The sequence below is a fragment of the Roseibium sp. SCP14 genome (assembly GCF_040329475.1).
Taxonomy (GTDB): Bacteria; Pseudomonadota; Alphaproteobacteria; order Rhizobiales; family Stappiaceae; genus Roseibium.
In genome coordinates this window covers 36,956-51,819 of the sequence record NZ_JBDZYH010000001.1, presented here as the reverse complement: position 1 = coordinate 51,819, position 14,864 = coordinate 36,956, and the positions used below count along the sequence as shown (strand labels likewise).

Below are 14,864 nucleotides of genomic sequence, written 5' to 3'. Positions count from 1 at the left end.
CCCAATCACCGGCTTGGGGCGAGTCCCTAAGCCGATTTGGCGTCTCGTCGTTGCCCGTTGCTCTTGGTGTCAATGTTAGCGGCAACTTCATCTGAAAAATGCATGTTTCGGGAAGAGGGCAGGGAGACTGTGACCTCCGTGCCTTCGCCCAGGTTCGACCTCAAGGCAAACCGGCCGTCATGCATGCCTATGAGCGCCTGCACGATGGAGAGCCCAAGGCCAGTTCCCGGCTCTGCACTCCTGATCGCGTGTGAGCCCTGACCGAACGCTTCCAGAACGGTTGGAATTTCCTCTTCCGGAATTCCAGGACCCGTGTCCTTGACAGATACATACTGCCCACCATCGACAGTCCTGCCGACCGTAATTTTCACTTCGCCTCCAACGGGTGTGAATTTCACCGCGTTGGACATCAGGTTCAAGATGACCTGCCGCAGGGCACGTTCATCGGCCCAGACGCACGGCAGTCCGCCATCATGAGAGTGATGAAGAACGATGGACTTCGCCTTGGCGCGAACATTCATCATTGTCCTGCATTCTTCTGCAATATCGCCCAGAAGCAGAGCTTCTTCATGAAGTTCGTGCCGGCCTGCTTCGATGCGGGAAAGGTCAAGGATCTCATTGATCAGATTGAGAAGATGCTGACCGGAACCGTGGATATCTCCCGCATAGGATCTGTAGTTATTGTTGTGCATGGGACCAAGCACCTCATCCTTCATGATTTCGGAAAATCCGAGGATGGCATTGAGCGGAGTACGTAACTCGTGGCTCATGGTGGCGAGGAAACGGGACTTGGCGATGTTTGCCGCTTCCGCTCGGCGGCGGGCCTCATCCGACATGGCATTTGCCGTTTCCAGCTCTGCGATCAGATGGTCCTTGTCGGCTCTGTATTCCAGCATTGTGTTGGTGTTCTTCAAGAGCTGATTGCCAAGGATCAGAAAGAACCCCTGCGCTCCGATGGCCATGGCGGCGAGCGTGTAGTGGATCGGACTGCCCTGCAGCAGGAAGCCTACGGTGACAACAAGCGTCGTCGGTAGCGTGCTGGCGAGCAGGCATCTGGGCAATGTTGCCGATTGCATGGTGTTCGTGGCAACAACGATCAACAAGGTGGCAAACTGGAAGATGACAAGCTCTTCGCCGGCGTCACTGGGCTTCGGCAGAAGAAGAAAAGCCGCCCAGCCACAGCCGTAAATCAGATCGCCTGCTGTGAAACGCCAAAGCCAGATTCTTCGGGACTGCTGGTCAGGCGGGGCCTTTTCGTAGGCGTGGCTGATTCCAACCATCATGAAATGAAGGCACAATGTGCTGGAAAACCAGGCGATGGAAAGTACCGGATTGACCCAAAGCAGTGAAATGACTGCGACGATCAGGGCGAGGAGGGGGACAGCGTAGGCAGCGTTGATCCGGGTGTCCGCAAACAGATGCTGCCGTTCCAGGTCAAACGTCGAATAACGGTTTTCAGGGGTACCCAGACGGCTGCGTGCATTCCTTGCAAATCGCGCCATTTCGCGGCGCCGGATAGCCCGCTGCCTGTTGATGGCGAAATTGTCGTCTTCGCTATGTTCTGGCGAGAGGGATCCCATAAGCAGACCGGGCGGTGTTGATTTCGTTAAGTTGATACTGCGTGTTTATGCAATGTGATCCAACATTCCTTAAGATCATCCTCAGGATCGTGGTAAGAGAAGGGTTAACCAGCTGTGCCAAGGTGCAACTCATTGTCGGTAAATGCGGAATCCAGAGATGTCGAAGCACTGGCTGAGGACATTCGCGCCTGCCGCGCCTGTGTGGAAAATCCCGTCAAATCTCCGCTGCCGCACGACCCCAGACCGGTGCTGCAGATTTCTTCGACCGCAAGGATTTGCATTTGCGGGCAGGCACCTGGAACTCGGGTTCATCGCAGCGGGCGACCGTTCACTGATCCGTCAGGTGACCGTCTCAGGGACTGGATGGGAGTCGGAGAGGACGTCTTCTATGATGCCGCACGGCTCGCCATTATCCCGATGGGGTTCTGTTTCCCGGGGCTCGATGCGAAAGGAGGCGATCTGCCTCCTAGGATCGAATGTAAACGCATCTGGCATGACCGTCTCTTTGCAGCAATGCCGCAGATCGAACTGATACTGGTCATCGGTCAATACGCTCAGGCCTATCATCTTGGGCCGAATCGCAAGAAGTCCCTGACGGAGACCGTGGCCAATTGGAGACAGTATTTCGAACAAGCTCCGGCGGACGGAAAACCGGTTGTCATGCCTCTGCCGCATCCTTCCTGGCGCAACAATTCCTGGCTGAAAAAGAACCCATGGTTCGAAACGGATTTGCTTCCCGTCCTCAGAAGGCAAGTGGCGCGATTGCTATGACCCCATCCTTGGGAGGCGTTTTCGAAAAAAATTCTCATTTCCCGAAGAATTGACAATCGCTTTGCAATTCCGGTACCAGTTTTGGTCTAAGTGAGAAATCATTTCCCAAGATCTGTTCATGGATCGGCGGGAAAATTCTGCTGCCAACCGCTGGACCTCCTGCTCATGATTGATCGTATCGACCGACGCATCCTGTCCATTCTGCAAGAAGACTGCACTGTGCCGGTTGCCGAGATCGGCCGCCGGGTCGGACTGTCGACAACGCCGTGCTGGCGCCGCATCCAGAAGATGGAAGAAGATGGTGTAATCACCGGTCGGGTCGCGCTGCTCGATCCAACCAAAGTCAATGCGAAAGTCACAGCCTTTGTTGCCATCACCACAAGCCAGCATTCCGAAGATTGGCTGAAAAAATTTGCAGACGTGATCCGCGAATTTCCGGAAGTTGTCGAGTTTTATCGGATGGCGGGGCAGGTCGACTATCTGCTGAGAGTGGCGGTGCCTGACATCGAGGCCTATGACGCCTTCTACAAAAAGCTGATTTCCAGGATCGATATCTCCGACGTTTCAACGACTTTTGCCATGGAGCAGATCAAGAATACGACTGCTCTGCCACTGGCATATGTCGCTCCCGAGAAACCGCGTTCGGACACGTGACGGTCAGGTCGGGAAAAGAACGGCGTCAGAAGGGGTGCCGGGAAAAAAAGCGCGCAGTTTCAGCTTCCGTCACCTTCTGGCCGGAAAAGATCTCGGCGTAGTAAGGCATACGCTTCAAGCGCGGTTCCAAAGGTTCGGCGGGGCCATCTTTGATCATGGAAATGTAACCGATCTGGGTCTGATAGACGGTGTTTGCCCGGATGTTGGCATAATGCGCGTCATATCCGAAACGCTCGAACATGGTCTGAAAGGATTCTACCCGCACACGGTCTGCCTCTTCCAGCATGCGGGCAAGGTCACTGTCCGTATGCGCCCAATTGCGGACTGCAAATTCCAGCTGTGAATCAAAGAGATCCGGGTCGAGCCAGAGGTCGAATATGTTCAGGATCGCCTCGGTGATCGATTCTGCATAATCCTCGGTGCGCTTTATCAGATTGCCGGTGTTTTTGGCCTGCCAAAGCCTGATCAAAGCATCCAGCAATTCATTCCGATCAGAAAAGTGACCGTAGAAGCTTGTGCGGGAAAGACCGAGCCGCTCGGCAAGCGGCATGACTTTCACGGCGTCGATGCCGTTGTCCAGAAGTGCCTGGTAGGCCGCCTGAATCCAGATCTCCCGCGTACCGCGCCAACCGGATGTTTTCTCAATCAAAGGCTCGCTCATATTTGCTGGTTATCAGGCCAAAAGCGGGCTGACAATCAAAATTGACACCTGTGTTCGCAAAAGCGACATGGATGTCGTTTTTGGAACTTTCAAGCGGCTGAGCGAGGCTCTACCTTGTCATCAACGTTGGTTCCCGGGACGCAGGGAGCAGGCGCTTTCATGAGGGAGAGGCATGTCGAAAGATCCACTGTTGCAGCCTTATCAGCTCAAACATCTGACGCTGAAGAACCGGATAATGATCACCTCGCATGAGCCGGCTTATCCGGAGGACGGCATGCCAAAGGACCGGTACAGGGCCTATCACGAGATCCGGGCGAAGGCCGGTGTGGCGATGACCATGACTGCCGGGTCCGCAGCCGTTTCCCGCAACTCGCCACCGGTCTTCAACAACATCCTTGCTTACAAGGATGAGGTGGTGCCGTGGGTGAAGCGGTTGACAGATGCCTGTCACGACCATGGCTGTGCCGTGATGATCCAGTTGACGCATCTGGGTCGCAGAACCCACTGGAACAAAGGTGACTGGCTGCCGGCCGTCGCTCCTTCCCACGAGCGTGAGGCCGCACATCGCGCGTTCCCCAAACAAGTTGAAGACTGGGACATCGACCGGATTATCCAGGATTATGCCGATGCCGCCGAGCGCATGAAAGAAGGCGGTATGGATGGCATCGAATTGCAGGCCTATGGTCATTTGATGGACCAGTTCTGGTCGCCGGTAACCAACACGCTGGACGGCCCATATGGAGGATCGCTGGAGAACCGGATGCGGTTTTCACTTCAGGTTATTGACGCTGTGCGCAAGAGGGTCGGCGATGAGTTCATTCTCGGCATTCGCTTTACCGCGGACGAGGATCTTGAGGGTGGCATCACACCTGAAGAAGGGTTGGAAATTGCACGCAGGCTAAAGGCAACCGGGCAGATCGATTTTCTCAACGTCATTCGTGGGCATATCGACACCGATCCCGGGCTCACCGACGTCATTCCCGTTCAGGGAATGCGGAACGCGCCGCATCTGGATTTCGCCGGAACCATCAGAAAAGAAATCGGACTGCCGACGTTCCATGCCGCCAAAATCCCCGATGTCGCTACTGCCCGCCATGCGATCGCCGAAGGCCTTCTCGATATGGTCGGCATGACGCGTGCCCACATGGCAGATCCGCTGCTCGTGAAGAAGATTGCGGAAAAGCGGGAGGACGACATTCGTCCTTGCGTCGGAGCGACATACTGCCTGGACAGGATCTACCAGGCAGGCGATGCCCTGTGCATCCATAACCCGGCAACGGGCCGCGAGCTGACCATGCCGCATGAGATCCCGCCAGCGGATACCAGGAAGAAGGTCGTCATTGTCGGGGCGGGGCCGGCCGGCATGGAGGCAGCGCGCGTTGCAGCAGAGCGGGGGCACGACGTAACTGTCTTCGAGGCAGCGCCGGATGCCGGCGGACAAGTCCGGCTGACAGCTCAATCGGAACGTCGGCGTGAGATGATTTCGATCATCGACTGGCGCATGGATCAATGTCTGGCCCGTGATGTTCGCTTTCGGTTCAACACATTTGCCGAAGCTGACGACGTCGAGGGGGAAAACCCGGATGTGGTAATCGTCGCGACAGGTGGTCTGCCGCATACCGAAGTATTGACCGAAGGAAACGATCTGGTTGTCTCGGCGTGGGACATCATTGCCGGTGATGTGAAGCCGGGGAAGAGGGTCCTTGTATATGATGATGCCGGAGATCACCCGGCTCTTCAGGCGGCGGAGATCATCGCAAACTCCGGGGCCCATGTTGAAATCATGACGCCGGACAGGTCGTTCGCACCGGATGTCATGGCCATGAACCTGGTGCCTTACATGCGCGCCCTGCAAGACAAGGATGTGCGCTTCACCGTGACTTATCGGCTGAAGGCCGCGCAGAAGTCAGGCAACATGATCAAGGCGGTGGTGGGCACGGATTATTCCAAGTTCACCGAGGAACGGGAATTCGATCAGATCGTTGTCAATCACGGCACTGTTCCAATGGATGAACTCTATTTCGAATTGAAGCCCAATTCGAAGAACCTGGGCTCGGTGAGTCAGGAGGCTCTGATCTTCGGAAGACCGCAGCCGCTGGATGCAAACCCGGGCGGGGACTACGCGCTCTACCGAATTGGAGATGCCGTTTCAGCGCGGAACACACATGCCGCAATCTACGATGCTCTTCGTCTGATGAAGGAAATCTGACGTCATTTTCGCTGCTGCACTTTTTTGCAGCAGCGTCTCACTTGAATAAGCGTATGCCGCTTTTGCGCAATGCCAACGGGCCTGCGTGAGCCTAACTTCTTGCCTAGTGAGGGGCCGGCGCAGCCGGTAGGACAGGATCAATCATCATGTACAGCGACGCAGATATTCTCTCTCTGTTGTTGGGACGCCGCGCGGGATACTCCCTGCCGCAAGCCTTTTATTCCGACGGCGATGTCTTTCAGGCGGATATGAAAAACATCTGGCACAAGGAATGGGTTTTTGCCGTTCCTTCGGCCGAGGTGCCGAAATCCGGAAACTACGTCACCCTGCAAATCGGAGCCTACTCGGTCATCATTGTCCGGGGAGCAGATGGCGTCGTTCGGGCGTTTCACAATTCCTGCCGACATCGTGGCAGCCGCATCTGCTCGGTTGCGAAGGGTTCTGCGCCGAAACTCGTGTGCCCGTACCATCAGTGGACTTATGAACTTGATGGCAAACTATTGTGGGCGCGGGAAATGGGGCCGGAGTTCAAGCCTGAAGACCACAGCCTGAAAACGGTTCACTGCGTGGATGTGTCCGGCATGGTGTTCATTTGCCTGGCGAAAACAGCACCCGATACCCGGGACCTGGAGCAACAGGCTGCACGCTATCTCGAACCGCACGACCTCTCCAACCTGAAGGTCGCCCATCAGTCGACGATCATCGAGAAAGCCAACTGGAAACTGGTGCTGGAAAACAATCGCGAGTGCTATCACTGCTCGGGTTCGCATCCGTCCTTGTGCCGTACCTTCCCGGATGATCCGAATCTGGTGGGTGCCGACGATGCCTCGACTTCCAATGTCGGCAAGGCACATGTCGAGCGATGCGAAAATGCCGGGTTGCCGTCGAAATACATGATCTCCGAAAACGAACAATGGCGTTTCGTGCGCATCCCGTTTCTTGGAGACGCAGTCAGTTACACAATGGACGGGAAGGCAGCCGTCTCGAAACGAATTGGCTCCATTCCGTTCGACGATGCCGGAACTTGTCTCTTTTTCCACTACCCGAACACCTGGAACCACTTCCTGTCCGACCAGGTGTTGACCTTCCGAGTTCTGCCGGTCGGTCCGATGGAGACCGAAGTCACGACGACCTGGCTGGTTCACAAGGATGCACAGGAAGGTGTCGACTACGACCTCAACAGGCTGTCGGAAGTCTGGATCCACACCAATGATGAAGACCGGCGGATTGTTGAGGAAAACCAGATCGGAATCAACTCTCCCGCCTATGAGCCGGGACCCTATTCGCCTGTTCAGGAAAGCGGCGTCATCCAGTTCATCGACTGGTATTCGCAAACGCTGGAAAGCGCCTTGATTGGCCGTTTTCGTGTAGCTGCGGAGTAAGACGATGATTCCGATGCCAGGACCCGGCACTCCTGTCTGGAGTGACAGCGAATATCTGGAATGTGTGATGGTGGTTCCAGAAGCCCCCAACGTGAAGACGTTCTCTTTCCGCCCGCCTTCCGGAGCGACCTTTGTCTACAGGGCAGGGCAGTTCATAACGCTGGACCTTCCGGTTCCGGGCGGCAACATTCAGCGCACCTATACGCTGTCTTCGTCGCCGGTTTCCAACGCCTACATCTCCGTCACGGTCAAGGCTCAGGCAGACAGTGTCGGCACAAGGTGGATGTTGGATCATCTGAAGCCCGGTATGCGCCTCAAGGCTTTCGGGCCTGCCGGCCTTTTCCATCTGCCGTCCAATCCAGACGGAAAGTTCCTCTTCATTTCTGCCGGATCTGGCGTGACGCCGATGATGTCCATGGCCCAAACCCTGTTTGAACGTGGCGAAGATCCCGATATCTGCTTCATCCAGTGTGCCCACAGGCCGGTCGATCTGATTTTCCGGCAGAAGCTGGAGTATATGGCAAGTCGGGTAACCGGCCTTCAGCTGCACTTCGTGGTCAACAAGAGTGATCCTTATGAAGTCTGGACGGGCTATCGCGGGCATCTCAACCAGTTGATGCTCGGACTGATGTGCAACGACTACCTGGAACGGGATGTCTATTGTTGCGGCCCGGAAGGTTTCATGGATGCCGTTCGTGAGATCCTGAATGCTCTTGGCTACGACATGGACCGGTATCACCAGGAAAGCTTCCAGGCACCGGCCGAGAGCAAGGCCGAGCTCACCGAGTTCGATGATGTCGTTCCGCAGGAAGACTCGCAGGCACAGATCGTTTTCGCGCAATCCGGTGTTTCGGCCTGGTGCACGGAAACCGATACTGTGCTCGCAGTGGCAAAGGATGCCGGACTGAACATCCCTTCAGGCTGTACATTTGGCGTGTGCGGCACCTGCAAGGTGAAGAAAGTCTCCGGTGACGTGCATATGGTTCACTCCGGCGGCATCAGTGAGGATGATGTCGATGCCGGCTATATTCTGGCCTGCTGTTCGAACCCGATCGGTACCGTTGAGGTAGAGGTCTGAGAAACACTGTACACGGAAACATTCAAAAATTGCGATGTATCAATTGCGATGTTGCGATAAGAGCTTAAAGTGTCCGCATTCGTAATTGGGAGGACATTGCATGTTGCGCAATTTCAAGAAGATCGCTGCCTTTCTGGTTGCCTTTGGCGGAATGGCCGTCGGTGGCGCGAGTGCCGCCGATGCCGGTTCGATTCCTGAAGGCGTGACCGCCTATGAGGTCACGGCAGCCTTTGAGGACGTCCGGTTCGATCTGGAGAACGCAATCGTCAATCGTGGATTGGTCATCGACTATGTTTCGCATATCGGAACCATGCTCGACCGGACGGCTGCGGATGTCGGCAGCGACAAAAAGATTTTCGAGAATGCCGAAGCGATGCTGTTCTGTTCCGCCGATTTGTCGCGCAAGGCAATGGAAGCCGATCCCGCCAACATCGCTTATTGTCCCTATACGGTGTTTGTTTATGAAATGCCCGGAAAGCCGGGCCAGGTAACCGTCGGGTTTCGCAATTTGAGCGAGACGGGTTCCGATGCATCCAAGTCGGCCATTGCCGAGGTGAACAAGCTTCTCGACGGAATCGCCAAAGAGGCAGCTGGAGAGTAGAAGGCTTGGTGCCTGGTTCAGACAAACCGGCTTCGATCAAACCACACCCAGGCGTGTTCGAATCTTCTCGGACGACAATTCCCTGACAGCTTCCCGGCCAACGCGCCGGGCAGTTCTGTCTTCGGCGGACTGAAGATCTTCGGCGACCGCAAGGGCGGCCCCATGAAGATCTTTTGACCGTTTTCCGATTTGCCTCAACGCCCAATGAACAGCCTTCCAGACGAAATTTCGATCGTCTGTTGCTGCATTCCTGATGAGCTCCAGATGGTTGAGAAACTCGGTATCCGGTGCCGATTTCGCATGCACCGCTCGCGAGGCGATCAGTGCGAAGGCTGCGCGTTTGACAAATTCCCGATCATCATCCGCATAAACGAGAACCAGCTGATCAGAATCCTTTCGGCGAGCCAGAACGTTGGTCAATTGATCACACAAGTCCCAGGACTGAACGTCTTCCAGCCAACGTGAGGCACGGTCGGCGGTCATCGCTTTTGGAGGTGTGATCAGGATCGCAAGCAGGCGAGCCTCGTGATATTGGCTCTCCCAGAGTTCCTGCGCCAGCTCTGGAGACTTGCCGATCCGTCGGGCAAATGGCCTCAGGACCGACATGGGAACGCCAAAGGCTCTTGAAGCATCTATCCCGAACCGCGCCAGACCGGCGCGGTTTTCTTCCGTTCCCAAGGTTCGAAGCTCGGCCACAACTGCCTTGCTTGTCCAATTGTCCGTCTGTTTCATGGCAGCGACCGGACTCTATTTCTTGTCCGCATTTTCCAACCGAGCAATCAGGCTGGAAGTGTCCCAGCGATTGCCGCCCATGGCCTGAACTTCTGCGTAGAACTGATCAACGAGTGCGGTGACCGGCAAACGGGCTCCCGTTTCATTGGCGGTTTGCAGGCAAATGCCAAGATCTTTACGCATCCAGTCGACGGCAAAGCCATAGTCGAATTTGCCCCGTTCCATGGTTTCCCAACGGTTTTCCATCTGCCAGGATTGGGCTGCACCGCCGCGTACCGCGGAGATGACTTTCTCGACGTCCAGATCAGCTTTTTTTGCAAAGTGAATGGCTTCCGACAGACCCTGAACAAGTCCGGCAATGCAGATCTGGTTGACCATCTTGGTGAGCTGCCCGGCGCCGGTGCCGCCCATCAGACCGACGAACTTCGCGAAACATTCAATGACCGGCTTGGCCTTGTCGAAGTCGGCCTCGTCACCACCGCACATGACGGTCAGAACACCATTTTCAGCTCCAGCCTGACCGCCGGACACCGGCGCGTCGATGAACCCGCAGCCCTTTTCCTTGGCAGCGGCATAGAGTTCGCGGGCGACATCGGCGGAAGCCGTCGTATTGTCGATGAAGATAGCTCCGGCTTTCAGACCGTGAAATGCACCGTCCGGTCCGGTCGTCACCGAGCGAAGGTCGTCGTCATTGCCCACGCAGGCAAAGACAAAGTCACAGTCTTCAGCTGCTTCGCGCGGCGTCTTGGCAAACTTGCCACCATATTCGCTTGCCCATTTCTCAGCCTTCGCGGTGGTGCGGTTATAGACGGTAACCTCGTGGCCGCCCTTGGTTTTCAGGTAGCCAGCCATCGGATACCCCATGACGCCCAAACCGATGAATGCAACCTTTGCCATGATGACGTTCCTTATGCAGAAGAAGGCCCGGCTTTTTGCCGGGCCTCTTTGAGAGATAGTTCATCATGGTTTTAGGGCATTTGCGATGAACTGTCAGTCCTTCGCTAGCACCGTTTAGCGCGTTTTGCGCGCGAATCTCGGAAGCCACCTGAGCGAAGTTTGGCGCTCGAGTTTGCTTTGAGTTGCCGGATCTGGCCGGGTCTGCGGCGTAAAACGGCTGGCTTCCAGAAAAGATTGTGCGTAGATATTCAACATGATCTAACATCCTTCTGTGAGTTTGTATGGTCACTATGTACGCACTAGTGGACAAAATGCGACTCAAGAAGATTTTTGATATGTAAGGTGTAATTACATATGGATTGGCGAACGCTTCCGTCCCTCAACAGCCTGAGAGCCTTTGCTGCAGTCGCCGAGGAAAAAAGCCTTTCGGCGGCGGGCCGGGAATTGAATGTTACCCATGCAGCTGTCAGCCAGCAGGTGAAAAGCCTCGAAACCTTTCTCGGCCTGCAACTCGTCGTACGCGAGGGGCGGGGAATTGCATTGACACCGGAAGGGGAGCAACTCTTCAGGGGGATCAGCAGCGGTTTCGAGACCATTCAGGATACGGTCGACGAGCTATTACATCAGGATGTGGGGCGACCGCTCAACATTACCATGACACCGTCCTTTGCAATCAGCTGGCTGATGCCGCGGATCAACGACTTCCGGCTCAAGCATCAGGATATTGAGTTGATGCTCAATCCGACTGCGGAAAATATCGAACTCAAGCCAGGAGGCGTGGATCTTGCGATCCGTTTTGGGCGCGGAGATTGGCCAGGGCTGGAGTCGGAACTGCTCTTCAAGACAAATTTCGTTGTCGTGGGCGCTACCCGACTGGTGGGAGACTGCGGTATCAAGAAGCCGGAAGACATTCTGGAATATCCCTGGCTACAGGAATACGGCACCAACGAACTGGTCATCTGGCTGGAAAAGCAGGGCATTGTTCCCAAAGGCAAGCTGAACATTACCCATTTGCCGGGATACATGGTTCTGGAAGGCATCAGACGTGGGGAAGGGATCTCCGCGACGGCAGAAGTGTTCGTCGAGGCTGATATTGCCGCAGGTAACCTCAAAGTTCTTTTCCGGGATGCCGTCTATACCGGGTCCGGCTATCATCTGGTCACAAGGCCGGGGGTGAACCGCCCGCCGCTCAAAGCGTTCATGAGTTGGATACGCCAGATGCGCGACGAGCAGACCAGTCTTTGAGGGCTAAATTGCTGCGAGGGCCTGGTCGAAATCTGCAATCAGGTCGCCGCAATGTTCGATGCCGAGAGAAAGGCGAAGGAGGTTTTCAGGAATCCCTGATCCTTCTCCTTCAATCGTGAAGCGATGCTCGACAAGGCTCTCTGTGCCACCGAGCGACGTTGCCCGCTGGAAGACATCCAGAGCACCTGCAACCTTGAGGGCGTCTGCCTTTCCTCCCTTCACGAGAACCGACATCAGGGAGCCGAAGCCACCGGTCATCTGGGCCTTGGCGAGTTCATGCTGCGCATGACTTGCAAGTCCGGGATAGAGAACTGCGTCGATTTTCGAATGAGCCTCCAGGTATTCCGCAAGAGCCATCGCATTCTTGTTCATGCGTTCAACGCGCAGTGAAAGCGTTCTAAGACCGCGCAGCAATAGCCACGTTTCGAATGACCCCAGAACCGCTCCGGCGTTTTGCCGTTCCTCACAAATGAAGGTCCAGGTGTCGGTGGATGCATCTGCGGTCGTCACGACGCCCCCAAGAAGATCCGAGTGGCCGTTCAAGGCCTTGGTGGCTGAGTGCATGACAAGATCCGCACCCAGGGCGAGCGGTTTCAGGATCAGGGGCGTCGCAGCCGTTGCGTCCACCGCAAGCCGTGCTCCGCTTTGACGGCAAAGCTCCGAAATCTTCTGAATATCGGCAATCTTCAGAAATGGATTGCTGGGAACCTCCAGCCAGACGAGGTCTGGTCGCGTAACGGACATTTCGTCATGAAATGCGTCCAGGTCGCTGGCATCTGCTTCCACGAGCGCAATATTGTTTCGGGCACAGTGCTTGCGCAGGAAAAGTGTCGTTCCCCAATAGATTCCGGACTGCGCAAGAAGGGTGCCTCCCGGTCTGACAGAGCGGGCAACAGCTGCCACGGCGGCCATTCCGGAAGAAAACAGACGACTGTCTTCGCCTTCTTCAAGAGCTGCAATCAGCCGCTCAGTCTTCTGGTAAAGAGCGTTGCTGTCGCGGCTGTAGATGTATCCGGGGTTGACGAGTTCGTAGTCTTCGTCCCGAACGAATGTCGTTGCTGTCTGGATCGGCGGAACAACGGCACCGGTAGTCGGATCAAATCCGCCGCCTGCATGGGCCAGCAGGCTGTCCGCGTGAAGGCCTGTCGTGTTGGAGGTTGATTTGGACATGAGTTTCTCCGGAAGTCGCCGCTGCTTGGAGTGCAGGTTCGTACGGAATGAGGGCGGTGGTCATAAGGTGCTTGTGGTGATGCCACGATTTTTTCGTGACATCACTTTGTTTCGCCCGGCTCTCGTAACAGTCGTTTGCCCATTATCCCGACGGATAGACAGGCTTTCTCTTCTATCGGCGGTGAACTGCGATCACCGTTTCAAGTGGCGTGTCAGCCGGGCCTCGATCCTGTCCCAGACACGGCGCAGGGTTTCCACGATAAGCAGATAGGCGACCGCGGCCCAGATATAGGCTTGGAAATCGTATGTTCGCGAATATGCGCGCCGGGTTTCCCCCATCAGATCGTAGATGGTGATAATGGATGCGATGGCCGAACCTTTGATCATAAGGATGATTTCGTTGCCGTATGGGCGCAGGGCCACCATCAACGCCTGAGGCAGGATGACCTTGAAGAATGTCACCGGCTTTGAAATGCCAAGCGCTGCCGCGCCTTCCCATTGACCTTTCGGCACGTTCATGATCGCACCGCGAAGGATCTCTGCCTGGTAGGCGGACGTGTTCAGCGAAAATGCGAAAATGACGCAATACCAGGCATCGCGGAAAAAGCCCCACAAGCCGACTGCTTCCAGTTCCGGACGGAATGTGCCTGCACCGTAGTAGATCAGGAAGGTTTGAGCGAGGAGGGGCGTGCCACGAAAGAAATACACGTAGGCATAGGCCGGCGTAGAGAAAATCTTCCATTTAGAACTACGCGCAATGGCGATGGGAATGGAAAGCGCTGCGCCAACGAGCAGGGATAGACCGACTATTTGAAGAGTTACAAGAAACCCTTCAACATACTTGTTGCCGTATCGTTCGAGAAAGCTTTCGAACTCGTGAGTTGCCAGCTGTTGTTCTGCATACTCAGCCCAGGCCCCGGAAAGGTGGGGGGACAGGAATTCGAGAATCGGTTTTTCCAGATTGCCGAGGAGATAGACCAGCAAGTAAAAACCTGCGATTACCCAAAATGCCATCAGAACGTGGCCGGTGATTTTGGCCCATGTCCAGGGACGGTTTGCCTGGGGGGGCGATTTCAATCCGGTCAGTGGGTTTGCAGCTGTCATCGCGACATATCTCCCCGTTTGGACCAGCGTTCAATACGCGCAAGACCGGTTGAGGAAATCATCGCGAGAACCAAATAAATCAGGCAAGCGATGCCGAAAAACAGGAATGGCTCCTTTGTCACCCGCGCTGCAATCCCGGACTCCCGGATAAGGTCTGCAAGACCAATTACAGAAACCAGCGAGGTTTCTTTGAGCAGAATTAGCCAGAGATTACCCAGGGCGGGGAGGGCTAGCCGAATGAGCTGTGGCAAAATGACGAGTGTCATCGTCTGGTAGCGGGACAGCCCGAGCGCATGCCCGCCTTCGTATTGTCCCTGCGGGATGCCCTTGAAGGCCGATAGAAAGGCCTCCGAGGCATAGGAAGAAAACACCAGGGAAAGTGCGACCATGCCAGCGACAAAGGAATTCACTTCGATATAAGATTCGAAGCCGATCAGCTTCATTCCCTGTTGAATTCCGATCTGCACGCCGAAATAGACCAGAAACAGCGTCAGCAGTTCCGGCAAGCCTCTGAAAATTGTCGTGTAGATATTGGCTGCAAGTTTCAGGCTCGGTTCGGAAGAGTTCTTGGCCAGCGCAACCAGGAAACCGATTATCAATCCGAATGGAAGGGTTGCAATGGCGAGTGAAATCGTCACCAGCACGCCGCGGGCAATCTGGTCACCCCAGCCCTGGTCCCCAAAGGATAGCAGCGTCAAAGCTTCATTCATGAGCCGGCGCTTCTTTCTTTCTTGTTGTTTCTTTTCCGGCCGCCCCATCGGCCAGTTCTATAGGCGGTAC

14 protein-coding genes are annotated in these 14,864 nt (G+C 55.5%); 7 read left to right on the top strand and 7 right to left on the bottom strand.

All coding sequences use genetic code 11. From position 1 onward, the window contains the following. Positions 1 to 26: 26 nt before the first annotated feature. Entirely contained in the window at positions 27 to 1,502 is a 1,476-nt protein-coding gene (locus ABLQ08_RS00275; RefSeq protein WP_352938079.1) for a sensor histidine kinase, read from the bottom strand. Between the two features lie 210 nt (positions 1,503 to 1,712). Between ABLQ08_RS00275 and ABLQ08_RS00270 the strand changes: the two genes are divergently transcribed. Then, positions 1,713 to 2,351 carry a uracil-DNA glycosylase family protein gene (locus ABLQ08_RS00270; protein WP_352938077.1) on the top strand — a complete coding sequence of 213 codons (639 nt, stop codon included), beginning with the start codon at positions 1,713 to 1,715 and terminating at the stop codon, positions 2,349 to 2,351. A 168-nt stretch (positions 2,352 to 2,519) separates the two neighbouring features. Beyond that, positions 2,520 to 3,005 (top strand): Lrp/AsnC family transcriptional regulator, encoded by a 486-nt coding sequence (locus ABLQ08_RS00265; protein WP_352940483.1) that lies wholly within the window; start codon positions 2,520 to 2,522, stop codon positions 3,003 to 3,005. A gap of 25 nt (positions 3,006 to 3,030) precedes the next feature. Here the strand turns inward: ABLQ08_RS00265 and ABLQ08_RS00260 are convergent, their stop codons facing one another. Further along, on the bottom strand, positions 3,031 to 3,666 hold the full coding sequence (locus tag ABLQ08_RS00260; RefSeq protein ID WP_417714877.1) for a TetR/AcrR family transcriptional regulator: 636 nt from the start codon (positions 3,664 to 3,666) through the stop codon (positions 3,031 to 3,033). A gap of 172 nt (positions 3,667 to 3,838) precedes the next feature. Between ABLQ08_RS00260 and ABLQ08_RS00255 the strand changes: the two genes are divergently transcribed. The 4 genes from ABLQ08_RS00255 to ABLQ08_RS00240 all read left to right on the top strand — a co-directional run bounded on the left by ABLQ08_RS00255 (position 3,839) and on the right by ABLQ08_RS00240 (position 8,936). Beyond that, positions 3,839 to 5,875: an NADH:flavin oxidoreductase gene (locus ABLQ08_RS00255; RefSeq protein WP_352938074.1), complete on the top strand. Its 2,037-nt coding sequence runs from the start codon at positions 3,839 to 3,841 to the stop codon at positions 5,873 to 5,875. Positions 5,876 to 6,021: 146 nt separating this feature from the next. Beyond that, a complete protein-coding gene (locus ABLQ08_RS00250) occupies positions 6,022 to 7,257 on the top strand; it encodes an aromatic ring-hydroxylating oxygenase subunit alpha (protein ID WP_352938072.1) in 1,236 nt (411 codons plus the stop codon). A gap of 4 nt (positions 7,258 to 7,261) precedes the next feature. Further along, positions 7,262 to 8,335, top strand: coding sequence for a 2Fe-2S iron-sulfur cluster-binding protein (locus tag ABLQ08_RS00245; protein ID WP_352938070.1), 1,074 nt, complete (start codon positions 7,262 to 7,264; stop codon positions 8,333 to 8,335). A 100-nt stretch (positions 8,336 to 8,435) separates the two neighbouring features. Further along, a complete protein-coding gene (locus ABLQ08_RS00240; protein WP_352938068.1) occupies positions 8,436 to 8,936 on the top strand; it encodes a DUF302 domain-containing protein in 501 nt (166 codons plus the stop codon). 36 nt (positions 8,937 to 8,972) lie between these two features. Here ABLQ08_RS00240 and ABLQ08_RS00235 read toward each other — a convergent pair whose 3' ends face one another. Beyond that, on the bottom strand, positions 8,973 to 9,668 hold the full coding sequence (locus ABLQ08_RS00235) for a DNA alkylation repair protein (protein ID WP_352938066.1): 696 nt from the start codon (positions 9,666 to 9,668) through the stop codon (positions 8,973 to 8,975). Between the two features lie 15 nt (positions 9,669 to 9,683). Beyond that, positions 9,684 to 10,622, bottom strand: coding sequence for an NAD(P)-dependent oxidoreductase (locus ABLQ08_RS00230; RefSeq protein WP_352940481.1), 939 nt, complete (start codon positions 10,620 to 10,622; stop codon positions 9,684 to 9,686). A gap of 297 nt (positions 10,623 to 10,919) precedes the next feature. Between ABLQ08_RS00230 and ABLQ08_RS00225 the strand changes: the two genes are divergently transcribed. Continuing rightward, complete coding sequence (locus ABLQ08_RS00225) at positions 10,920 to 11,810, top strand: LysR family transcriptional regulator (protein WP_352938064.1); 891 nt, start codon at positions 10,920 to 10,922, stop codon at positions 11,808 to 11,810. A gap of 3 nt (positions 11,811 to 11,813) precedes the next feature. Here the strand turns inward: ABLQ08_RS00225 and ABLQ08_RS00220 are convergent, their stop codons facing one another. The 3 genes from ABLQ08_RS00220 to ABLQ08_RS00210 form a co-directional block, all read right to left on the bottom strand. Next, positions 11,814 to 12,980, bottom strand: coding sequence for a trans-sulfuration enzyme family protein (locus ABLQ08_RS00220; protein WP_352938061.1), 1,167 nt, complete (start codon positions 12,978 to 12,980; stop codon positions 11,814 to 11,816). Between the two features lie 192 nt (positions 12,981 to 13,172). Next, entirely contained in the window at positions 13,173 to 14,084 is a 912-nt protein-coding gene (locus ABLQ08_RS00215; RefSeq protein ID WP_352938059.1) for an ABC transporter permease, read from the bottom strand. Further along, positions 14,081 to 14,794 (bottom strand): ABC transporter permease, encoded by a 714-nt coding sequence (locus tag ABLQ08_RS00210; RefSeq protein WP_352938056.1) that lies wholly within the window; start codon positions 14,792 to 14,794, stop codon positions 14,081 to 14,083. The genes ABLQ08_RS00215 and ABLQ08_RS00210 overlap by 4 nt, the downstream gene beginning before the upstream one ends. Between the last annotated feature and the right edge of the window lie 70 nt (positions 14,795 to 14,864).

What these genes read in the sequence shown, in the direction of transcription:
- ABLQ08_RS00255 (WP_352938074.1), top strand. Translation starts at nt 3,839, where the DNA reads ATGTCGAAAGATCCACTGTTGCAGCCTTATCAGCTCAAACATCTGACG.
- ABLQ08_RS00275 (WP_352938079.1), bottom strand. Translation starts at nt 1,502, where the DNA reads ATGGCGCGATTTGCAAGGAATGCACGCAGCCGTCTGGGTACCCCTGAA.
- ABLQ08_RS00250 (WP_352938072.1), top strand. Translation starts at nt 6,022, where the DNA reads ATGTACAGCGACGCAGATATTCTCTCTCTGTTGTTGGGACGCCGCGCG.
- ABLQ08_RS00210 (WP_352938056.1), bottom strand. Translation starts at nt 14,794, where the DNA reads ATGAATGAAGCTTTGACGCTGCTATCCTTTGGGGACCAGGGCTGGGGT.
- ABLQ08_RS00240 (WP_352938068.1), top strand. Translation starts at nt 8,436, where the DNA reads ATGTTGCGCAATTTCAAGAAGATCGCTGCCTTTCTGGTTGCCTTTGGC.
- ABLQ08_RS00235 (WP_352938066.1), bottom strand. Translation starts at nt 9,668, where the DNA reads ATGAAACAGACGGACAATTGGACAAGCAAGGCAGTTGTGGCCGAGCTT.
- ABLQ08_RS00225 (WP_352938064.1), top strand. Translation starts at nt 10,920, where the DNA reads ATGGATTGGCGAACGCTTCCGTCCCTCAACAGCCTGAGAGCCTTTGCT.
- ABLQ08_RS00215 (WP_352938059.1), bottom strand. Translation starts at nt 14,084, where the DNA reads ATGACAGCTGCAAACCCACTGACCGGATTGAAATCGCCCCCCCAGGCA.
- ABLQ08_RS00245 (WP_352938070.1), top strand. Translation starts at nt 7,262, where the DNA reads ATGATTCCGATGCCAGGACCCGGCACTCCTGTCTGGAGTGACAGCGAA.
- ABLQ08_RS00260 (WP_417714877.1), bottom strand. Translation starts at nt 3,666, where the DNA reads ATGAGCGAGCCTTTGATTGAGAAAACATCCGGTTGGCGCGGTACGCGG.
- ABLQ08_RS00220 (WP_352938061.1), bottom strand. Translation starts at nt 12,980, where the DNA reads ATGTCCAAATCAACCTCCAACACGACAGGCCTTCACGCGGACAGCCTG.